The 16,079-nt window shown below is 60.8% G+C and carries 15 protein-coding genes; 3 read left to right on the top strand and 12 right to left on the bottom strand.

The window, feature by feature from the left end:
• Window position 1 precedes the first annotated feature (1 nt).
• Entirely contained in the window at window positions 2–985 is a 984-nt protein-coding gene (locus IEV54_RS08055; protein WP_150278596.1) for a tRNA dihydrouridine synthase, read from the top strand.
• Here the strand turns inward: IEV54_RS08055 and IEV54_RS08050 are convergent.
• Both IEV54_RS08050 and IEV54_RS08045 read right to left on the bottom strand, forming a co-directional pair.
• On the bottom strand, window positions 954–1,199 hold the full coding sequence (locus IEV54_RS08050) for an HP1242/YdcH family protein (protein WP_150278595.1): 246 nt from the start codon (window positions 1,197–1,199) through the stop codon (window positions 954–956). The two genes, IEV54_RS08055 and IEV54_RS08050, sit on opposite strands and share 32 nt — an antisense overlap.
• Before the next feature lie 108 nt (window positions 1,200–1,307).
• On the bottom strand, window positions 1,308–2,399 hold the full coding sequence (locus IEV54_RS08045; RefSeq protein ID WP_150278594.1) for an FAD-dependent oxidoreductase: 1,092 nt from the start codon (window positions 2,397–2,399) through the stop codon (window positions 1,308–1,310).
• Window positions 2,400–2,672: 273 nt separating this feature from the next.
• Between IEV54_RS08045 and IEV54_RS08040 the strand changes: the two genes are divergently transcribed.
• Window positions 2,673–3,857, top strand: coding sequence for an acetyl-CoA C-acyltransferase (locus IEV54_RS08040; RefSeq protein ID WP_150278593.1), 1,185 nt, complete (start codon window positions 2,673–2,675; stop codon window positions 3,855–3,857).
• A gap of 530 nt (window positions 3,858–4,387) precedes the next feature.
• Here IEV54_RS08040 and alkB read toward each other — a convergent pair.
• The 10 genes from alkB to IEV54_RS07990 all read right to left on the bottom strand — a co-directional run bounded on the left by alkB (window position 4,388) and on the right by IEV54_RS07990 (window position 15,455).
• Window positions 4,388–5,077 carry a DNA oxidative demethylase AlkB gene (gene alkB / locus IEV54_RS08035; RefSeq protein ID WP_373286432.1) on the bottom strand — a complete coding sequence of 230 codons (690 nt, stop codon included), beginning with the start codon at window positions 5,075–5,077 and terminating at the stop codon, window positions 4,388–4,390.
• 325 nt (window positions 5,078–5,402) lie between these two features.
• Window positions 5,403–6,191 (bottom strand): SDR family NAD(P)-dependent oxidoreductase, encoded by a 789-nt coding sequence (locus IEV54_RS08030; RefSeq protein ID WP_150278592.1) that lies wholly within the window; start codon window positions 6,189–6,191, stop codon window positions 5,403–5,405.
• 161 nt (window positions 6,192–6,352) lie between these two features.
• Window positions 6,353–7,192 (bottom strand): 5'/3'-nucleotidase SurE, encoded by an 840-nt coding sequence (gene surE / locus IEV54_RS08025; RefSeq protein WP_150278591.1) that lies wholly within the window; start codon window positions 7,190–7,192, stop codon window positions 6,353–6,355.
• Between the two features lie 419 nt (window positions 7,193–7,611).
• Window positions 7,612–8,661: a phosphotransferase gene (locus IEV54_RS08020; RefSeq protein WP_150278590.1), complete on the bottom strand. Its 1,050-nt coding sequence runs from the start codon at window positions 8,659–8,661 to the stop codon at window positions 7,612–7,614.
• Between the two features lie 135 nt (window positions 8,662–8,796).
• On the bottom strand, window positions 8,797–9,561 hold the full coding sequence (locus IEV54_RS08015; protein WP_150278589.1) for an SDR family NAD(P)-dependent oxidoreductase: 765 nt from the start codon (window positions 9,559–9,561) through the stop codon (window positions 8,797–8,799).
• A gap of 272 nt (window positions 9,562–9,833) precedes the next feature.
• The gene (locus IEV54_RS08010; RefSeq protein WP_150278588.1) at window positions 9,834–11,030 is read right to left on the bottom strand and encodes an acyl-CoA dehydrogenase family protein; all 1,197 of its coding nucleotides are present in this window, start codon (window positions 11,028–11,030) and stop codon (window positions 9,834–9,836) included.
• 185 nt (window positions 11,031–11,215) lie between these two features.
• Window positions 11,216–11,833: a TIGR04282 family arsenosugar biosynthesis glycosyltransferase gene (locus IEV54_RS08005; protein ID WP_150278587.1), complete on the bottom strand. Its 618-nt coding sequence runs from the start codon at window positions 11,831–11,833 to the stop codon at window positions 11,216–11,218.
• A gap of 7 nt (window positions 11,834–11,840) precedes the next feature.
• Entirely contained in the window at window positions 11,841–12,812 is a 972-nt protein-coding gene (locus IEV54_RS17340) for a TIGR04283 family arsenosugar biosynthesis glycosyltransferase (RefSeq protein WP_229734542.1), read from the bottom strand.
• Window positions 12,813–14,957 carry a dihydrolipoyl dehydrogenase family protein gene (locus tag IEV54_RS07995; RefSeq protein ID WP_150278586.1) on the bottom strand — a complete coding sequence of 715 codons (2,145 nt, stop codon included), beginning with the start codon at window positions 14,955–14,957 and terminating at the stop codon, window positions 12,813–12,815.
• 42 nt (window positions 14,958–14,999) lie between these two features.
• Window positions 15,000–15,455: a DUF1499 domain-containing protein gene (locus IEV54_RS07990; RefSeq protein ID WP_150278585.1), complete on the bottom strand. Its 456-nt coding sequence runs from the start codon at window positions 15,453–15,455 to the stop codon at window positions 15,000–15,002.
• Window positions 15,456–15,581: 126 nt separating this feature from the next.
• On the opposite strand from IEV54_RS07990, the gene IEV54_RS07985 reads away from it, so the two are divergent.
• Window positions 15,582–16,079, top strand: coding sequence for a MarR family winged helix-turn-helix transcriptional regulator (locus IEV54_RS07985; RefSeq protein WP_150278584.1), 498 nt, complete (start codon window positions 15,582–15,584; stop codon window positions 16,077–16,079).

The following is a 16,079-nucleotide window of genomic DNA, read 5'->3' as shown; positions in this document are numbered from 1 at the left end:
GATGACACCGCAACACACTCCCAGCGCAGCCACTGTGATCCTGGCCCCCATGGAAGGGCTGGTTGACCCGCCCATGCGCGATATTCTGACTCGCATTGGCGGCATAGACCGCTGCGTCAGTGAATTTATCCGCGTGACCGACACTGCTCTCAATCTGGCGACAGTGGAACGTTTTATTCCGGAAATGCACCGTGGCTGGAAAACCGCAGCTGGAGTGCCGGTCCATCCACAGTTGCTCGGCTCCGACCCCCACTGGCTAGGCGTCAATGCCGCGCAACTGGCCCAATGGGGCGCGCCCGCGGTGGATCTGAACTTCGGCTGCCCGGCCAAGACAGTCAATCGCCATGGCGGCGGAGCCAGCCTGCTGCGCGAGCCCGAGGTGCTGGCCAGAATTGTTGCCACCGTGCGCGCCGCGACACCTTCACACATCCCCGTGACCGCCAAGATGCGGCTGGGCTACGAAGACACCAGCCTGACCCTGGACTGCGCCCAGGCCCTGGCCGAATCCGGCGCGGCAGAGATTGCCGTGCACGCACGCACCAAGATGGAGGGCTACAAACCGCCTGCCCACTGGGAGTGGATTGCCCGCATCCGCGAGGCGGTTGCCGTGCCGGTGATAGCCAATGGCGAGGTCTGGACGCTGGAAGATTACCAGCGCATCCGTGAGCTCAGCGGCTGCACGGCGGTCATGATCGGTCGTGGCTTGATAGTCAGACCCGATCTGGCGCGGCAGATCCGCCGCTTTCAGGCCGGCGCGGCCCTCGAACCCCTCAGCTGGGAAGCGCTGCAACCGTGGCTCGCGGAATTTTTTGTGCAAACCCGCGAGCGTATGGTGGATCGGCACTCACCGGGCCGAATCAAGCAGTGGCTGTCACTGCTGACCCGCGGCTATCCCCAGGCACAGGCGCTTTTTGATGAGCTGCGCCGGGAGACACACCCGGATCCGATCACCCTCAGGCTCGAGAGTTCTGCACTCGCTGCGTGATCTGGTCCTTGATCTTCAGGCGTTCTTCCTTGAGGGCCAGCAGCTCTTCGTCACTGATGATTGCGGCGTTGGTCTGCTCCGCATCGACGGTACGCTTGTCAACGTTGTCGTAGTCGGCGACCAGCTTGTCCAGCGTGGAATCGTTCTTGCGGTGCTGACTGAGTTCGTCCTGAGTTATGCCCAGGTCCTGGCATAGATCGTGTGCTGCAACCATGGTCTGTCTCCATCTTCCTGTATGAATGAATACGGATAGGTGAACCGTAGTCGTTCGAGTCCCCGCAACAGGAAAGATTCAACAGGAAGAAGGATTCCTCGCCAGTCGCTACAAACGATGACGCCGCATAAAGCCCAGGTCCAGATGATCCTTCCAGGCCCCGAGCAAACGACCGCTGCCGCTCCAGCGTCCATAGCTCAGCAGGGCGCCACCATCGGCCGTGGCCATGAGTACCAGAGCGCGGGGCTGTGGCTGGTAATCTTCCAGCGGGCGGTCTTGCACCAGCGCCGGAATGTTATCCACCAAGGTCGCCCCCTGGCGCACCGCATATACACCTGAATGGGGCGCGCCAGGCAGGCTGGCGCAATCGCCGCTGGCCAGCACGTTCGCATGGCTGCGGCTTTGCAGCGTGGCACTTACCTGCACGAAGCCTCGGTCGTCGCATGCCAGGCCCGAAGGGGCTTGCCATGGCTGGGGGCCGGCCCCTGTGGCCACCACCAGGGCGTCTGCTGTCTTTACCTGCCGTTTGCCGCTCATCAGAAAGCCATCGCAGATGCGATCAATGCGCGTGTCCTGCAGCAACATGATTCCCCGTTTGTTCAGCAATTGCCGTGCGCGTTTCCCGACGCCGGCGGCTTGGCCTTCCAGCAGCCGGCCGCCGCAGATCAAGGTCAACTCGGCCATGGGCAGGCTGCGGCGCAGTGCGACTGCCAGCTCGAAGGCCGCAGGGCCGCCGCCCAGCACTGCCAGGCGCAGCGTGTCAGAGCGCTCGCGCCAGGCCTGCCAGTGTCGGTTAAACGCCGCGAAGGGTTTGGCCGGCACCATGAGTACGGATCCGTCCGTGTGTTCGGGTTGGGGCGGGACCGAGCCCACGTTCAGGGACAGATGCGTGTAGCCGAGCTCCCGCCCGTCATCCAGGCGCAATACCCGGCTGTCTGCATCCAGCTCGGCTATCGTGCCGATCACCAGTGCTATACCGCAGGCCTGGCACAGGGGCGCCAGCTCGATTGCGCACTGCTCCGGAGCGAAACGGGCTGCCACTAGCCCCGGCATCATTCCCGAGTACCAGGCCTGGGGCGTCGGGCTGAGCAGAAGGGTGCCGGCTGGCGGGCGGTACCCGTCACTTATCCAGCGGCGAATAGCGACCAGGTGGGCATGGCCGGCACCGGCAAGAACGAGGGATTGGTTCGATTGAGTCATGGTTGCGTCATGGCCGCGCCAAGGATGTGTGATGAATGTCAGAAGATGCTTTTACAGGCTTGCCAGCCCCATTGATAGCCAATGCTGATAGAAGCGCATCCCCGTCAATGATAGCCATAATCGGAATCGACTTTCGCTGTGCGAACCTGATAATCTCTTTTAATTGCCGTTTTCCAGCAAGCACGGTGTGAATGTGCCTAATAACCAGAGCCTCGACCATCTATGTTATGTGTTGTTAGGCTTTTCAGATGGTTTTGAAACAGGAGCTACAACATGACTGACGCAGTTATCGTATCCACAGCCCGTACCGCGCTGGGCAAGTCCTATCGCGGCGCGCTGAACAACACCCACAGTGTCGACATGGCCGGTTACGTCATCGAACACGCCGTCAAGCGCGCTGGCATTGACCCTTCGCTGGTTGAAGACTGCATTCTCGGCGCCACCTTCCACGAAGGCGCCCAGGGCAAGAACATGGCCCGCCTGGCCGCCATCCGCGCCGGTCTGCCCGTGACCACCGCAGGCATGTCGATCAACCGTTTCTGCAGCTCGGGTCTGCAGTCCATCGCCATCGCCGCCCAGCGCGTCGTCAGCGAGAAGATCCCGGCCATCGTCGCCGGCGGTGTCGAGTCCATCAGCCTGTGCCAGAACGACAAGCTGAACATGTTCCACGGCACTAACGAGTGGATCAAGAACAACAAGCCCGACCTGTACATGTCCATGATCGAGACCGCCGACATCGTAGCCGCCCGCTACAACGTCACCCGCGAGTCCCAGGACGAGTACTCTCTGATCAGCCAGCAGCGCACCGCAGCCGGTCAGGAAAGCGGCAAGTTCGACGACGAAATCGTGCCTTACACCGTCAAGATGCTGGTCAAGGACAAGGAAACCGGTGAAGTCAGCGAGCAGGAAGTCAACCTGGTCAAGGACGAGTGCAACCGCCCAAGCACCACGCTGGAAGCCCTTCAGGGCCTACAGCCGGTCCGCGGCCCAGAGCACTTCGTCACCGCCGGCAACGCCAGCCAGCTCTCCGACGGCGCCTCTGTCTGTGTTGTGATGAACAGCACCGCAGCCGAGCAGCAGAACGTCGAGCCCATCGGCATCTTCCGCGGCTTCAGCGTCGCCGGTTGCGAGCCCGACGAAATGGGCATCGGCCCGGTCTATGCCATTCCGCAGTTGCTCAAGCGCAACGGCCTGACCATGGACGACATCGACCTGTGGGAACTGAACGAAGCTTTCGCATCGCAGGTGGTTTACTGCCGCGACAAGCTGGGCATCCCCATGGAGAAGCTGAACGTCAACGGCGGCTCCATCGCCATCGGCCACCCCTACGGCGTGACCGGCTCACGCCTGACCGGCCACGCCCTGATCGAAGGCAAGCGCCGCGGCGCCAAGTTTGTTGTCGTCACCATGTGTATTGGTGGTGGGCAGGGTGCTGCTGGTTTGTTTGAGGTGCTGTAAGGTCTAGCTTCAAGCGGCAAGCGGCAAGCGGCAAGCGGTAAGCGGTAAGCGGCAAGCGGCAAGCTGCCAGTCGTGAGCTAGAAGCTGAAAGCTGAAAGAAAACCCGGGTCTGTTTCAGCAGGCCCGGGTTTTTTGTGTCTTGTGCCGTCATTCCCGCCCCACACCCCGTCATTCCGGCGCACGCGGGAAGCCATTTTGACCTTGGGGCCTCGGACACTCGGACCCGCAAACAAAAGGCACAAACCCGCTCTTTTAAACCCAAAAATGGATCCCCGCGTTCGCGAGGATGACGACCAATATCCCGTCATTCCGGCGCACGCGGGAAATCATTTTGACCCTGGGGCCTCGGACACTCGGATCCGCAAACAAAAGGCAAAAACCCGCTTTTTCAAAACAGACAATGGATCCCCGCGTCCGCGAGGATGACGGGGGCGGGGGATCGCGGCGCTGGGTCCAGACTCCATGCTCTAACGAAACCTCGTCATTCTCGCGCACGCGGGAAACCATTTTGACCTTCTCGCCAACCACGTCTAAAGCCGCACCTTCCGAAACGTCAGGTTGTACCGCACAGCCCCGGTCATCGGATGCTCAGCCCGCTTGCCTAGCGGCGCCACCCCATGAAAGAACAAACGACTAGCCCCACCCCAGACCACCACGTCGCCATGCTCAAGTTTCCAGCCAGCAGCCTTGTCCGTCCGCGCCAAGCCACCAAACAAGAACCGGATAGGCGCACCGAGTGACACCGACACAATGGGTGCATCCATGTCGTCCTCATCCTTGTCCTGGTGCAGGCCCATCTTCGCGCCGGTTTCATAGCGGTTGATCAGGCAGGCATCCGGCTCGAACCCCTCATAACCCCCAGCCGCGGCTGCACTTACCGCCAGCTGCTGCAGAAGCTCGGGCATCGCGGGCCAGGGTTGGTCCGTCAGTGGATCCCGTGCGCTATATCGATAGCCATGCCGGTCCGTGACCCAGCCCCAAGTGCCACAGCTGCTCATGGCCGCTGACATGGTGTGGCCGCCGGGCGTGACCTGATGGCGGAAGGGCGCCTGGGCAGCGACTCGCTGGATTGTATCGAGCAGTTGGTCTGCCCGGTCCAGCACAAACCCGCGCAACAGCCAGGCGCCGTCGGCGATGGGTTCGCGGGTGGCAGGGGCGGAGGCGAAGAGGTCAGGAGTCGAATGCATCAGGTAGTGGCGAGTGGCTGAATAGAACGCCATGGTAACGCGATGAACTGGCGTTATCGAAATCAAAGGCGATCAAATCGTGTCGCCGGCACCCATTGAGTCCAGACAGCGAATCCTCAGTAGCCGGAACCCGAAAATGGATCCCCGCGTTCGCGAGGATGACGACCAATACCCCGTCATTCCCGCCCCACACCTCGTCATTCCCGCGAAAGCGGGAAACCAAGCGGTCTCTCAGCGGGTACCGAGCTCAGAAACGTAACGCCTTGCCCAGCCTGAATCCGACAATGGATCCCCGCGTTCGCGAGGATGACGAGGGGGAAAGCGCACGCGGGAATCCATTTTGACCTTGGCTACGGCCTCAGACTTTCATCCCCGGCAAGTTCAGCGACGCGGTATTACCTCCATCAACCGCCAGCGCCTGGCCAGTTACATAGCTGGCATCGTCGCTGCCCAGGAAGGCGATCGCCGCTGCAATCTCGTCCGGGCGGCCGTAGCGGCGGAGTTCGCAGCGGGCGCCGAGTTTCTGCTCCTTGTTGTTGGAGCGGGCATAGTCGAATACCGGTTTGGTCATGCCGGTTTCAATCAGGCCTGGGCACACAGCGTTGACCCGGATGTTGGAGCCGCCCAGGTCGCAGGCGGAAGTCATGGTGAAGTTGATGACGCCGGCCTTTGAGGCGCTGTAGGCGTTGCCGCCCGCACCGGAACGAATCCCGGCTACCGAGGCCGTATTAACGATTGCGCCCTGGCCCTGTTCAATCATCTGGCGCGAGGCGTATTTGGTGAACAACATCACGCCGTACAGGTTGACGCTGATGATCTTCTGCCAGGTCTCCAGGCTCTGTTCAGGCGCTGTGCTGTAGTCGCCCCCGGCGATGCCCGCGTTGTTGCATAGCACATCCAGCCGACCATAGTGGGCGATGGTATCGGCGACGCATTTTTCCACCGCGGCTTCATCGGACACATCCATTGCCTGCATCAGCACCTCGGTGCCGGCGGGCAGCTCTTCGCGGGTCTGATTCAGGCCTTCTTCATTGCGATCCACCAGCATCAGGCGCGCGCCTTCACTGGCCAGACGTTTGGCGGTAGCGCGGCCAATGCCGCTGCCGGCACCGGTGATCAGAACGATTTTGTTTTCATAGCGTTGCATGGGGATTCCTCCAGCTGCAAGCCGCAAGCTTCAAGCGGCAAGTTGAAATCATAAACCAGAGCAGATCATCAGGATCCGCGCTGGGCGTGTTGAAAACCGGGAGAGGAGCAAACTCCGTCGCTTGAAGCTTGAAGCTTGAAGCTTGAAGCTTGCCGCTGGCTTTAATGATCTATGCTCGGATCAACACCCGCGCCCGCCAATTCATCATCACTCTGATAGCTGATCCCGAGCTTCTCCGACATCGCCCGGTTGTCGATCTGCCAGGTAGCGATGTCACGCTCGAAGCGCAGGGGCGAGATGCTGATGCGGCCGGCGCGCAGGGCGCCTACGTCGGTATCCATGCCGATGATGCGTTCTGTCTGGCGCTGAAATCCGAGCCAGTAATAGGGTATGTCGCGGGTGTCGCGGCGGCTTTCGATATTGATCCCGCCGATGCTTCCGGCACGGGCGCGGCAGGTGGCCACACCGGTTACCTCGCCCGGAGGCGCGGCTGGAAAGTTGACGTTCATCGCGCAATCGGTCGGCCAGCCCTTTTCCAGCAGCTGACGCACAATGCCCGCGCCGAACTGGCTGGCCGTCTCCCAGTGAATCTCGTTGCCCTTGTGGTAGGCCTGGGACAGGGCTATCGCGGGGATGCCCATCAGGGTGGCAGTCAATGCGCCGCCAATGGTGCCGGAGTAGGCCACCGAGTCGCTGATATTGGCGCCAGCATTGACACCCGAGAGCACCAGGTCTGGCGGCACGGGCATGAGCTCGCCGACAGCCAGCAAGACGCAGTCACTGGGCGTGCCGCTGATGCTGAAACGGCGCTCCTCGAACTGGTGGACGCGCAGGGGCGAATGCAGCGTGATCGACATGGACACACCGCTCTGGTCCAGGTCAGGGGAAATGATCCAGACCTCTTCGGCGATCTGCTCGGCTATATCCTCGAGTATTTTCAGCCCCGGACCGCGCCACCCGTCGTCGTTGGTCAGCAGGACCCGTTTGATCGGTTTGGACATCTAGCTCTCTCCTGAAATATGGTGTGTTGTTCCTGACCCAACAATGGATCCCCGCCTTCGCGAGGATGACGGTGTCAGGACGCGCGATGTGTTGAATCCAAAATGGATCCCCGCCTTCGCGAGGATGACGGTGGGGGGGGGGCGCCATTCCCGCGTTCCACGTCATTCCCGGGTTCCCCGCCATTCCCTCGTTCCCCGTCATTCCCGCGAAGGCGGGAATCCATTCTGACTTTCCAGCAACACCGAGTCAGGCATGCGAAACATCAGCGTTTCTGAACCCGACAATGGATCCCCGCCTTCGCGAGGATGACGGTGGGGGGGCGTCATTCCCGCGTTCTCCGTCATTCCCGCGCACGCGGGAATCCATTTTGACCTTGGGTCCCGCTTCCAGTCCCCAAGGACGTCGGAGACGAAACTGCTTATTTCCCCTGAGCAATCTCCCAACCACGCTCGGCTAACAATCCGGCCCGCTTGCCGACTTCCAGCGCATCGGCATTACTGGCATTACCCTGCAACGCGCGGTGGTAAACGCCCTGCACAATCGCCGCCAACCGGAATAGTGAGAACGCGACGAAGAAGTTCCAGTTCGGAATCTCGCTGCGGCCGGTGTATTGGCAGTACCAGTCCAGAACCTGTTTCTCCTCGGGTAGACCCATGCTCTTGAGGTCCACGCCGAGCATGCCCTTCACGCCATTCATGCCGGCTGGCAAGTGGTAGGGCAGGCAGCAGTAGGCCAGGTCGGACAGCGGGTGGCCCAGGGTGGCCAGTTCCCAGTCGAGAATCGACACGACCTTCGGCTCTGTGGGGTGCAGGATCAGGTTGCCGACCCGGAAATCCCCATGGGCGATGGTGGTTTCGTCTTCGGTGGGCATGTTTTCCGGTAACCAGGCCATGAGGTGATCCATGGCCGGCATATCGCCGGTGCGGCTGGCTTCAAACTGGCCGCTCCAGCGTTTGATCTGGCGGGGAATGTAGCCTTCGGCCTTGCCATAGCTTTCCAGGCCCACTGCTTTCCAGTCGACATTGTGCAGCTTGGCCATGGTCTCGATCATCGAGTGGTAGATCGGCTCGCGCTGGCTTTGCTCGACTGCTTCCAGCAGGGGCTGGGTGTGTACCCGGCCTTCCACGTAATCCATGATGTAGAACGCGGTACCAATCACCTCGGGGTCTTCACACAACAGCCGCGCCTTGGGCACCGGCACATCGGTCGCACCCAGGGCGTTGATTACCTGATACTCGCGCTCGACCATGTGCGCCGACGGCAGCAGCTTGCCCGGCGGCTTTTTGCGCAGTACATAGCGCTTGCCGCCGATCTCCAGCAGGTAGGTCGGATTGGACTGGCCGCCCTGGAACTGTTTGATGCTCATGCCGGCTTCGGCGCCCGGCAAACGTCCGGTGAGGTACTGGGTGAGGCGATCTTGGTCGAATTGGTGTGCGGGTAAAACGTCAATCAGGATGGCTTCGCTCATCTGCAGGGAACCTGTTATTGGAATCGTGGATCAAGAGTAGCGGTATTCTGGCCGAAATGGAGGGTGGCTGTCTTGCGCTGCGGTCCGGGTATTGCTGCGCTGAATACGCAGCAATCCGAGTGTCCGCGACGGCTATCAGGTGATGGTATCGCCACCGTCGGCCACGATGGTCTGGCCGGTAACATAAGCGCCGGCAGCCGACGCCAGAAACAGCGCCACGCCCGCGATATCCACCGGTTCGCCAACACGGCGCAGGGGCAGCTTCTCTTCCACCCGCTTGAGACGGTCCGGATCGTCCAGCAGCGCCTGGGCGAAGTCGGTACGAATCAGGCCAGGAGCGATGGAATTGACGCGAATGTTATGCGGGCCCCATTCCAGCGACAGGTTGCGAGCCAGGCCGGCCTCGGCTGCCTTGGACATGCCATAGACGCCAATATTGGCGCTGGCGCGAAGGCCTGCGATGCTCGACAGCAGCACGATAGCGCCGCCGCCCAGATTGACCATCTGCGGGATCACCATGTTGCAAAGCCAGAAGGTGCCTTTGACGTTGGTGCCCATGATCTTGTCAAAGGCCTCATCGCTGACCGAGGCCGTCGCGCCATAAACCGGGTTGGTGGCTGCGTTGCAGACCAGAATGTCGATCTTGCCCCATGTCTCGATGGTCTTGTCGACCAAGTTCTGCAGTTGCGCCTTGTCGCCTACGTGGCAGGCGATGGGCAGAGCATCAAAGCCCTTGGCCTTGAGTTCGTTGGCAACTTGCTCGCAAGCCTCCGCCTTGCGGCTGGAGATAACTACCTTGGCCCCAGCCTTGGCGTATTCCTCGGCAATGGCCTTACCGATGCCCTTGGTGGAGCCGGTGATTACGGCAACTTTGCCGGTGAGATCGAATAATGTGCTCATATTGTTCTCTGTTTGTGCTGTTGCTAATTTGCGCTGATACCTGCGTGTTTTGGCCGAAAGTCAGAGTGGATCTCCGCGTTCGCCGTCCACCCCGTCATTCCCGCGAAGGCGGGAATCCATTTTGACCTTCAGGCCACACCGCGCCAATCACGCGAAACTTCAGCCCAACCGAACCCGACAATGGATCCCCGCGTTCGCGAGGATGACGTTTGAGGGGGGCGTCACTCCCGCGCACGCGGGAAACCATTTTGATTTCCAGTGGTAGCGCTGATTTACAAATAACGACTCATTTCCAGCTTCGCAATCGTCCCCAGATGCACTTCATCCGGGCCGTCGGCCAGGCGCAGGGTGCGGGCTTTGGCGTAGGCTGATGCGAGGAAGGTGTCCTGGCATACGCCGGCGGCGCCGTGAACCTGGATGGCGCGGTCGAGCACGTTGCACAGCATGGTCGGGGCCACGGCCTTGATCATCGCGATCTGCTGGCGCGCTACCTTGTTGCCGAACTGGTCCATGCTGCGTGCAGCCATGATGGTCAACAGGCGAGCTTGGTCGATTTCGCAGCGGGACTTGGCGATGTTTTCCGGCGTGCTGCCCAGCTTGTACAGCGGCTTGCCAAAAGCGGTACGCTCGGCAGCGCGGCGGCACATGGCTTCCAGCGCACGCTCGGCCACGCCAATGCTGCGCATGCAATGGTGGATTCGGCCTGGCCCGAGGCGACCCTGGGCTATCTCGAAGCCGCGGCCTTCGCCGAGCAGCATGTTGGCGACCGGTACGCGCACATTCTCGTATTTGATCTCGGCATGGCCATGGGGAGCGTGGTCGTAACCGAATACATGCAGGTCACGCACGATGGTCACTCCGGGGGTGTCCAGGGGGACCAGAATCATGCTCTGCTGAAGGTGCTTGGGCGCGCTGGCGTCGGTCTTGCCCATCACTATGGCAATCTTGCAGTTGTCGGCCATGGCTCCGGAGGACCACCACTTGGTGCCGTTGATCACGTACTCGTCACCGTCGCGGCGGATCTCGCACTGGATGTTGGTCGCATCGGAGGACGCAACATCCGGCTCGGTCATGGAGAAACAGGAGCGGATCTCGCCAGCCAGCAACGGCTTGAGCCACTGCTCTTTTTGCTCTTCATTGCCGTAACGCTCGATGGTCTCCATGTTGCCGGTGTCTGGCGCGCTGCAGTTGAACACCTCGGGGGCGATAGAGGAGCGCCCCATGATCTCGCACAGATGGCCGTATTCTTCGTTGTTTAGCCCTGCGCCACGCTCGCTGTGCGGCAGAAACAGATTCCACAGCCCCATGCTTTTTGCCTTGGCCTTGAGCTCCTCCAGAACCGGCGGCGCGCCCCACTTGTTCTGTTTTACCTGCTCGTAGAACAGCTTTTCGTTGGGGTAGATGTGCTCGTCCATAAAGCTTTCGATCTGTACTTTGAGGTCCTGAACGCGGGGGCTGAGTTCAAACATGCTAATCCTTGTCTGGTCGGATGCTGAGGCAGTGGGCCACCACGCTCTTCGGCGTAACGGCAAAGCCTGACCATATAGTCACGGATTCGAGAGCGGAACTATGTCCCGCAGCTGGAATGAAGATGCATAAACAGATGTGATGGGGCGGCGGGAGTATTATCAGTGACCAATGACTCGGCGCTGTATTAGCTTAGTGCGAGCTCAGTCGAGATACCCGCAGCGGCAAGCCGTTGCAGGTCTTCGGGCTCATCCAGATCCCACAGGGTAGCGCCCAGCCAAAGGGTCAGACCGGCACCGGTGACGCGTTCCTGCGTGTCAGTCAGCACATCGGCATGGCTCCAGGTCATGTTATTGAAAGGAGTTATATGCGGTACGCGCTGGCCAATCAGAACATAGCCACCGTCTTCGCTGGGGATGATCGCGATATCGTGCTGAGCCAGGGCCTGGTTGGCTGCATGCAGATGAGCGCAGTCGAGCAGCGGGCAATCCGTGCCGATCAGAAGGGCGCCGTTGGGGTGGTCCGCATGGGCGTTGGCCATACGCTCGCCCAGATCTCCGCCCTGCTGTTGGCGCAGGGTCAATTGATGTTCATGGGCCAAGGACTGGATGACCGGGTGAGTGGTATCCGGGGCGCAGTACAGAAGCCGCTCGCCGGGCCAGTTACGGGTCTTTTCCAGCGTGTGACGCAGCAGTTTTTCATACAAGGCACAGGCGCCCTCGGGGCCCAGCGCGGGGATCAGGCGCGTCTTCACCTGACCGGGAACGGGGGCCTTGGCGAAGATGATCAGCGGGCGAACAGTCATGGCGGACTCATGGTTTGGGCACGCGGGCAGGATAATACTTTTGCGCCAGCCTGGCAGGGGAGACGCCCACCCAGTATTGCAGCCGCAGCCACCACATCAGTCCGATTGTTTTGAATACGCCATTTTGCTGCCAGCGCCGGCTGGAGGTGGTGAGGGGGTGGCGGATGCGGGCCGGTGGGCAGATGCGCTTGAGGCGCCTGGTCAGCTCGATGTCTTCCATAAGCGGAATATCGGCATAGCCGCCCAATTTGTTGAACAGGTCCCGCCGCACGAAGATGGCCTGATCGCCCGTGCAGATGCCCGTGAGGCGCGAGCGATGATTCATCATCCAGGCGACCATTTTGAGGGTCGGGGAGGAGGGCACAAGGCACACATCGAACCGACCCCATTGGTATTGCGGCGCCTGGTGGGATGCTGGACCAAGGTCAAAATGGATTCCCGCGTGCGCGGGAATGACGGGGTGGGAGTCAGGAAGCACGGACTCCCCCCCAACGTCATCCTCGCGAACGCGGGGATCCATTGTCGGGTTCGGGTGCGCTGAGTGGTCGGGTTCTGGGCGCGGTGTGGCCTGAAGGTCAAAATGGATTCCCGCGTGCGCGGGAATGACGGGGTTGGGGGCGGGAACGCGGGGATCCATTTTCGGGTTTGAAAAGAGCGGGTTTGTGCATTGCGTAGGCGGGATGGCGACGTCCGCAATCATTCGCAAGAACCCCTCCGGCAACCGCGTATCCGCATGCAGAAACAACAACACCGCACCCCTCGCCACAGCCGCTCCAGCATTCATCTGCCTCGCTCGCCCTGACGCAGACTCGACCACCTGATCCACCAGCGGCCCCGCCAATTCAACGGTAGCGTCCTCACTCCCCCCATCCACCAGAATAATCTCGATCTCGCCGCGCAATCCCTGCAACGGCTCCAGCACCTGAACGATGCCAGGTGCCTCATTGCGCACGGGGATGACTACCGACAGCCAGGGCATTCAGCTGCCCAGGCGCCAGCGGTGGAACTTGGCGACCCATTGCAGCAGTTTCTCCGGTGCATGGGCGCGTTTCCATTCGCCGGCGGCGAATTTGTTGGCTTCGGCCATGGTCGGGTAGCTGTGTATGGTGCCCAGGATCTTGTTCAGACCCAGTTTGTATTTCATGGCCAGCACGTATTCGGCCAGCAGCTCGCCAGCATGGGCGCCAACAATGGTCACACCCAGAATCGTGTCCTTGCCCGGCACGGTGAGCACTTTCACATAGCCTTCAGCAGCCTGGTCGGCAATCGCGCGGTCCAGATCGTCGATGCCGTAGCGGGTGATCTCGTACTGCACATCCTGCTCCTTGGCATCGGCCTCGGTCAGGCCCACGGTCGCTACTTCGGGATCGGTAAAGGTCACCCGTGGGATCACCCGGTAATCCACCTTGAAGCGCTTGAAGGTACCAAAGAGCGCATTCACTGCCGCATACCAGGCCTGATGCGCCGATACGTGGGTGAACTGGTAGGGCCCGGTCACATCGCCGACGGCGTAGATATTGGGATAACGCGTAGCCAAAAACTCGTCGGTATCCAGTGTGCCGTTGTCGCGTTTGACCAGCTCCAGCTTCTCGATGCCATAGCCTTCGGTATTGGCCTTGCGGCCGACCGCCACCAGCACCGCATCAAAGGCAATGGCGACCTCCTCATCGGTCTGCAGGTTACGAGCGATCAGTTGATCCTGCCCGTCGATTTTCTCGAAGCGCTCGGCGTTGTGTTGCAGGCGCAGATCCACACCTTCTTCGCGCAGCGTTTTCATGACCAGTTCGGCGGCATCGGGATCCTCTTTCGACAGCAATCGATCACCACGCTCCACCTGAATCACCTGGCTGCCCAAGCGCTGGAAAGCCTGGGACAACTCGCAGCCGATCGGTCCGCCACCCAGAATCAACAGGCGTTTGGGCTGATCACGCAGACCCCAGATGGTGTCCGAGTTGTAGGCATTGGCCTGATCCAGTCCCGGTATCGGCGGCATGAAGGGGCGGGCGCCGGCGGCGATGATGATGTTTCGCGTGGTCAAAGTCTGCCCGTTCACCTCGACTTCCCACGGCGAAAGAATAGTCGCCGCGCCCTGATGCACCTCTACGCCCAGATCGGTATAGCGCTCTACCGAATCGTGGGGTTCAATATCGCGGATCACCCGCTGTATGCGATCCATCACCCGCGCAAAGTTCACACTGGCGCTGGCCTCGTTGTAACCCAGCGCATGGGCACGATTGACCTCGGCAGCCAGTTTGGCCGAGCGGATCAGCGCCTTGGAGGGCACGCAGCCGGTGTTCAGGCAATCGCCGCCCATGGCGTGTTTTTCAATCAGGCTGACGTTGGCTTTGACGGCCGCTGCTATATAAGCGCTGACCAGACCGCCACTGCCGGCGCCAATCACCACCAGGTTGCGGTCAAAGTGCTTTGGCTTGTTCCAGCCTTTATAAACCCGCCGGGCCTTGACGAAATCGACAATCTTGCGCGCGACCAGCGGGAACAGGCCCAGCAGCACAAAGGCGCCAATCAGGTCGACCGACAGGATGCCGCCCAGCGACTCCAGCTCACCCAGCTGACGACCGGCATTCACATACACCAGTGTGCCCGGCAACATGCCGATCTGGCTCACCACCCAATAGGTGCCCACCTTGATGCGCGTCAGACCCATGGCGAGGTTGATCACAAAGAACGGAAACGCCGGTACCAGACGCAGGGCGAACAGGTAAAAGGCGCCCTCGCGCTCAATACCGCGGTCGATGGACTTGAGTTTGCTGCCAAAGCGCGCCTGCACCCAGTCACGCAGCAGAAAACGGCTGATCAGCATCGCCAGCGTGGCACCCATAGTGGAGGCGAAGGATACGATCAACAGACCCCAGCCAATACCGAAGAGTGCGCCACCGAGCAGGGTCATCAGCGCGGCACCGGGCAGGGACAGCGCCGTGACCAGCACATAAATGCCGAAGAAGATGCCGCCAGCCAGCCAGGGGTTGGCACTCACCTGGGCGTTGAGCGTGGCTTGCTGGGCCTTGATTGCCTCCAGACTGAAGTACTGGTTCAGGTCCAGCAGGAAGAACCCCGCGACCAACGCGGCGATGACGAGTAAAACAATGATCTTGCCGGTTTTCATGGTGCGGATACTCCAGACTGCGAAAATAAAGGACGGCTGATCTTAACGGGCGTACAGGGTGGTCAACTGCTCGTGGCGCTGGCGATTGAGCCCCAGGTCCGACTTGCCCGCACGGCTTTCCGAGCGAAAATGCACCTGGCGGGTTGTTTCGTCCAGATAGAACTCGGCGTCATCGCGAAAGCGCATTTTCGGGGTGACAAACACCACGCGAAGGTAATCCTCTTCCTCACGTACTACCTCGGCGCCACCATGGGCGGCCAGAGCATCCTTGATGGCCTGCATGGTAGCGGCCCGATCTGCCTTGAACGGCCAGGGGTCGACTGCCTTCTCGCCGTCGTCGGTCTGGGTACTCACGCCATTGGGGTTGCCACTCAGGGGCGTGAGTTGCCCGCTGTTATGCCCCAGCGTTGGCACCTGGCTGTTCTGCCAGTAGATATAACCGAAGGCGACGGCGACCAGGGTGATGAGTACCAGGGCAATGATCATCAATATCTTCATTAGTGCGCTTCCTTGATCCAGTGAGCGAGCAAACTATCTTGTGCGCAAAACAATAGGCCACAGCTATTGACGGGTCAATACCTTGTGCGCAAAATAAATCCCGTATCCACCAGCACGAGACGCTTCATGCCTGACTCAACCCCAAGCGCTCCCTTATCTGATGCCAGCAGTCGCCTGTTGTTACGCAATCAGCTCTGCCACTCGCTCTATAGCGCCAGCAACGCCATGGTGCGGGCCTATCGGCCGCTGCTCGAGCCATTGGGGCTAACGTATCCGCAGTACCTGGTCATGCTGGCGCTCTGGGAACACGACGCCGTGCCCATCAAGCAACTGGTCGAAGACACCCGTCTAGACGCCGGCACCCTGACGCCGATCCTCAAGCGTCTGGAGCAGAAGGCGCTGGTGCAGCGGCGCAAGAGCACTGAAGACGAGCGCCAGTGGCTTATCGTTCTGACCGACCCGGGCGCACAGATGCGTGAACAGGCCAGCGACATCCCCTTGAAACTTTTTTGCATGACCAGCATGTCACTGGAGCAGGCCCAGCAACTGAAACAGGCCGCCGAGCAGATTTATCACGACGTTGTGCGTCGCAACCCGGTCGATCCCGACCAGGCCGACACATAA

The sequence above is a fragment of the Halopseudomonas salina genome, assembly GCF_014637955.1.
Lineage (GTDB): Bacteria > Pseudomonadota > Gammaproteobacteria > Pseudomonadales > Pseudomonadaceae > Halopseudomonas > Halopseudomonas salina.
Note: the sequence above shows the minus strand (reverse complement) of the source record. Positions and strands in the feature narration are given on the sequence as shown.

What these genes read in the sequence shown, in the direction of transcription:
- IEV54_RS07995 (WP_150278586.1), bottom strand. Translation starts at nt 14,957, where the DNA reads ATGAAAACCGGCAAGATCATTGTTTTACTCGTCATCGCCGCGTTGGTC.
- IEV54_RS08010 (WP_150278588.1), bottom strand. Translation starts at nt 11,030, where the DNA reads ATGTTTGAACTCAGCCCCCGCGTTCAGGACCTCAAAGTACAGATCGAA.
- alkB (WP_373286432.1), bottom strand. Translation starts at nt 5,077, where the DNA reads ATGGCGTTCTATTCAGCCACTCGCCACTACCTGATGCATTCGACTCCT.
- IEV54_RS08005 (WP_150278587.1), bottom strand. Translation starts at nt 11,833, where the DNA reads ATGACTGTTCGCCCGCTGATCATCTTCGCCAAGGCCCCCGTTCCCGGT.
- IEV54_RS08030 (WP_150278592.1), bottom strand. Translation starts at nt 6,191, where the DNA reads ATGCAACGCTATGAAAACAAAATCGTTCTGATCACCGGTGCCGGCAGC.
- IEV54_RS08015 (WP_150278589.1), bottom strand. Translation starts at nt 9,561, where the DNA reads ATGAGCACATTATTCGATCTCACCGGCAAAGTTGCCGTAATCACCGGC.
- IEV54_RS08020 (WP_150278590.1), bottom strand. Translation starts at nt 8,661, where the DNA reads ATGAGCGAAGCCATCCTGATTGACGTTTTACCCGCACACCAATTCGAC.
- surE (WP_150278591.1), bottom strand. Translation starts at nt 7,192, where the DNA reads ATGTCCAAACCGATCAAACGGGTCCTGCTGACCAACGACGACGGGTGG.
- IEV54_RS08050 (WP_150278595.1), bottom strand. Translation starts at nt 1,199, where the DNA reads ATGGTTGCAGCACACGATCTATGCCAGGACCTGGGCATAACTCAGGAC.
- IEV54_RS17340 (WP_229734542.1), bottom strand. Translation starts at nt 12,812, where the DNA reads ATGCCCTGGCTGTCGGTAGTCATCCCCGTGCGCAATGAGGCACCTGGC.
- IEV54_RS08045 (WP_150278594.1), bottom strand. Translation starts at nt 2,399, where the DNA reads ATGACTCAATCGAACCAATCCCTCGTTCTTGCCGGTGCCGGCCATGCC.
- IEV54_RS07990 (WP_150278585.1), bottom strand. Translation starts at nt 15,455, where the DNA reads ATGAAGATATTGATGATCATTGCCCTGGTACTCATCACCCTGGTCGCC.
- IEV54_RS08040 (WP_150278593.1), top strand. Translation starts at nt 2,673, where the DNA reads ATGACTGACGCAGTTATCGTATCCACAGCCCGTACCGCGCTGGGCAAG.
- IEV54_RS07985 (WP_150278584.1), top strand. Translation starts at nt 15,582, where the DNA reads ATGCCTGACTCAACCCCAAGCGCTCCCTTATCTGATGCCAGCAGTCGC.
- IEV54_RS08055 (WP_150278596.1), top strand. Translation starts at nt 2, where the DNA reads ATGACACCGCAACACACTCCCAGCGCAGCCACTGTGATCCTGGCCCCC.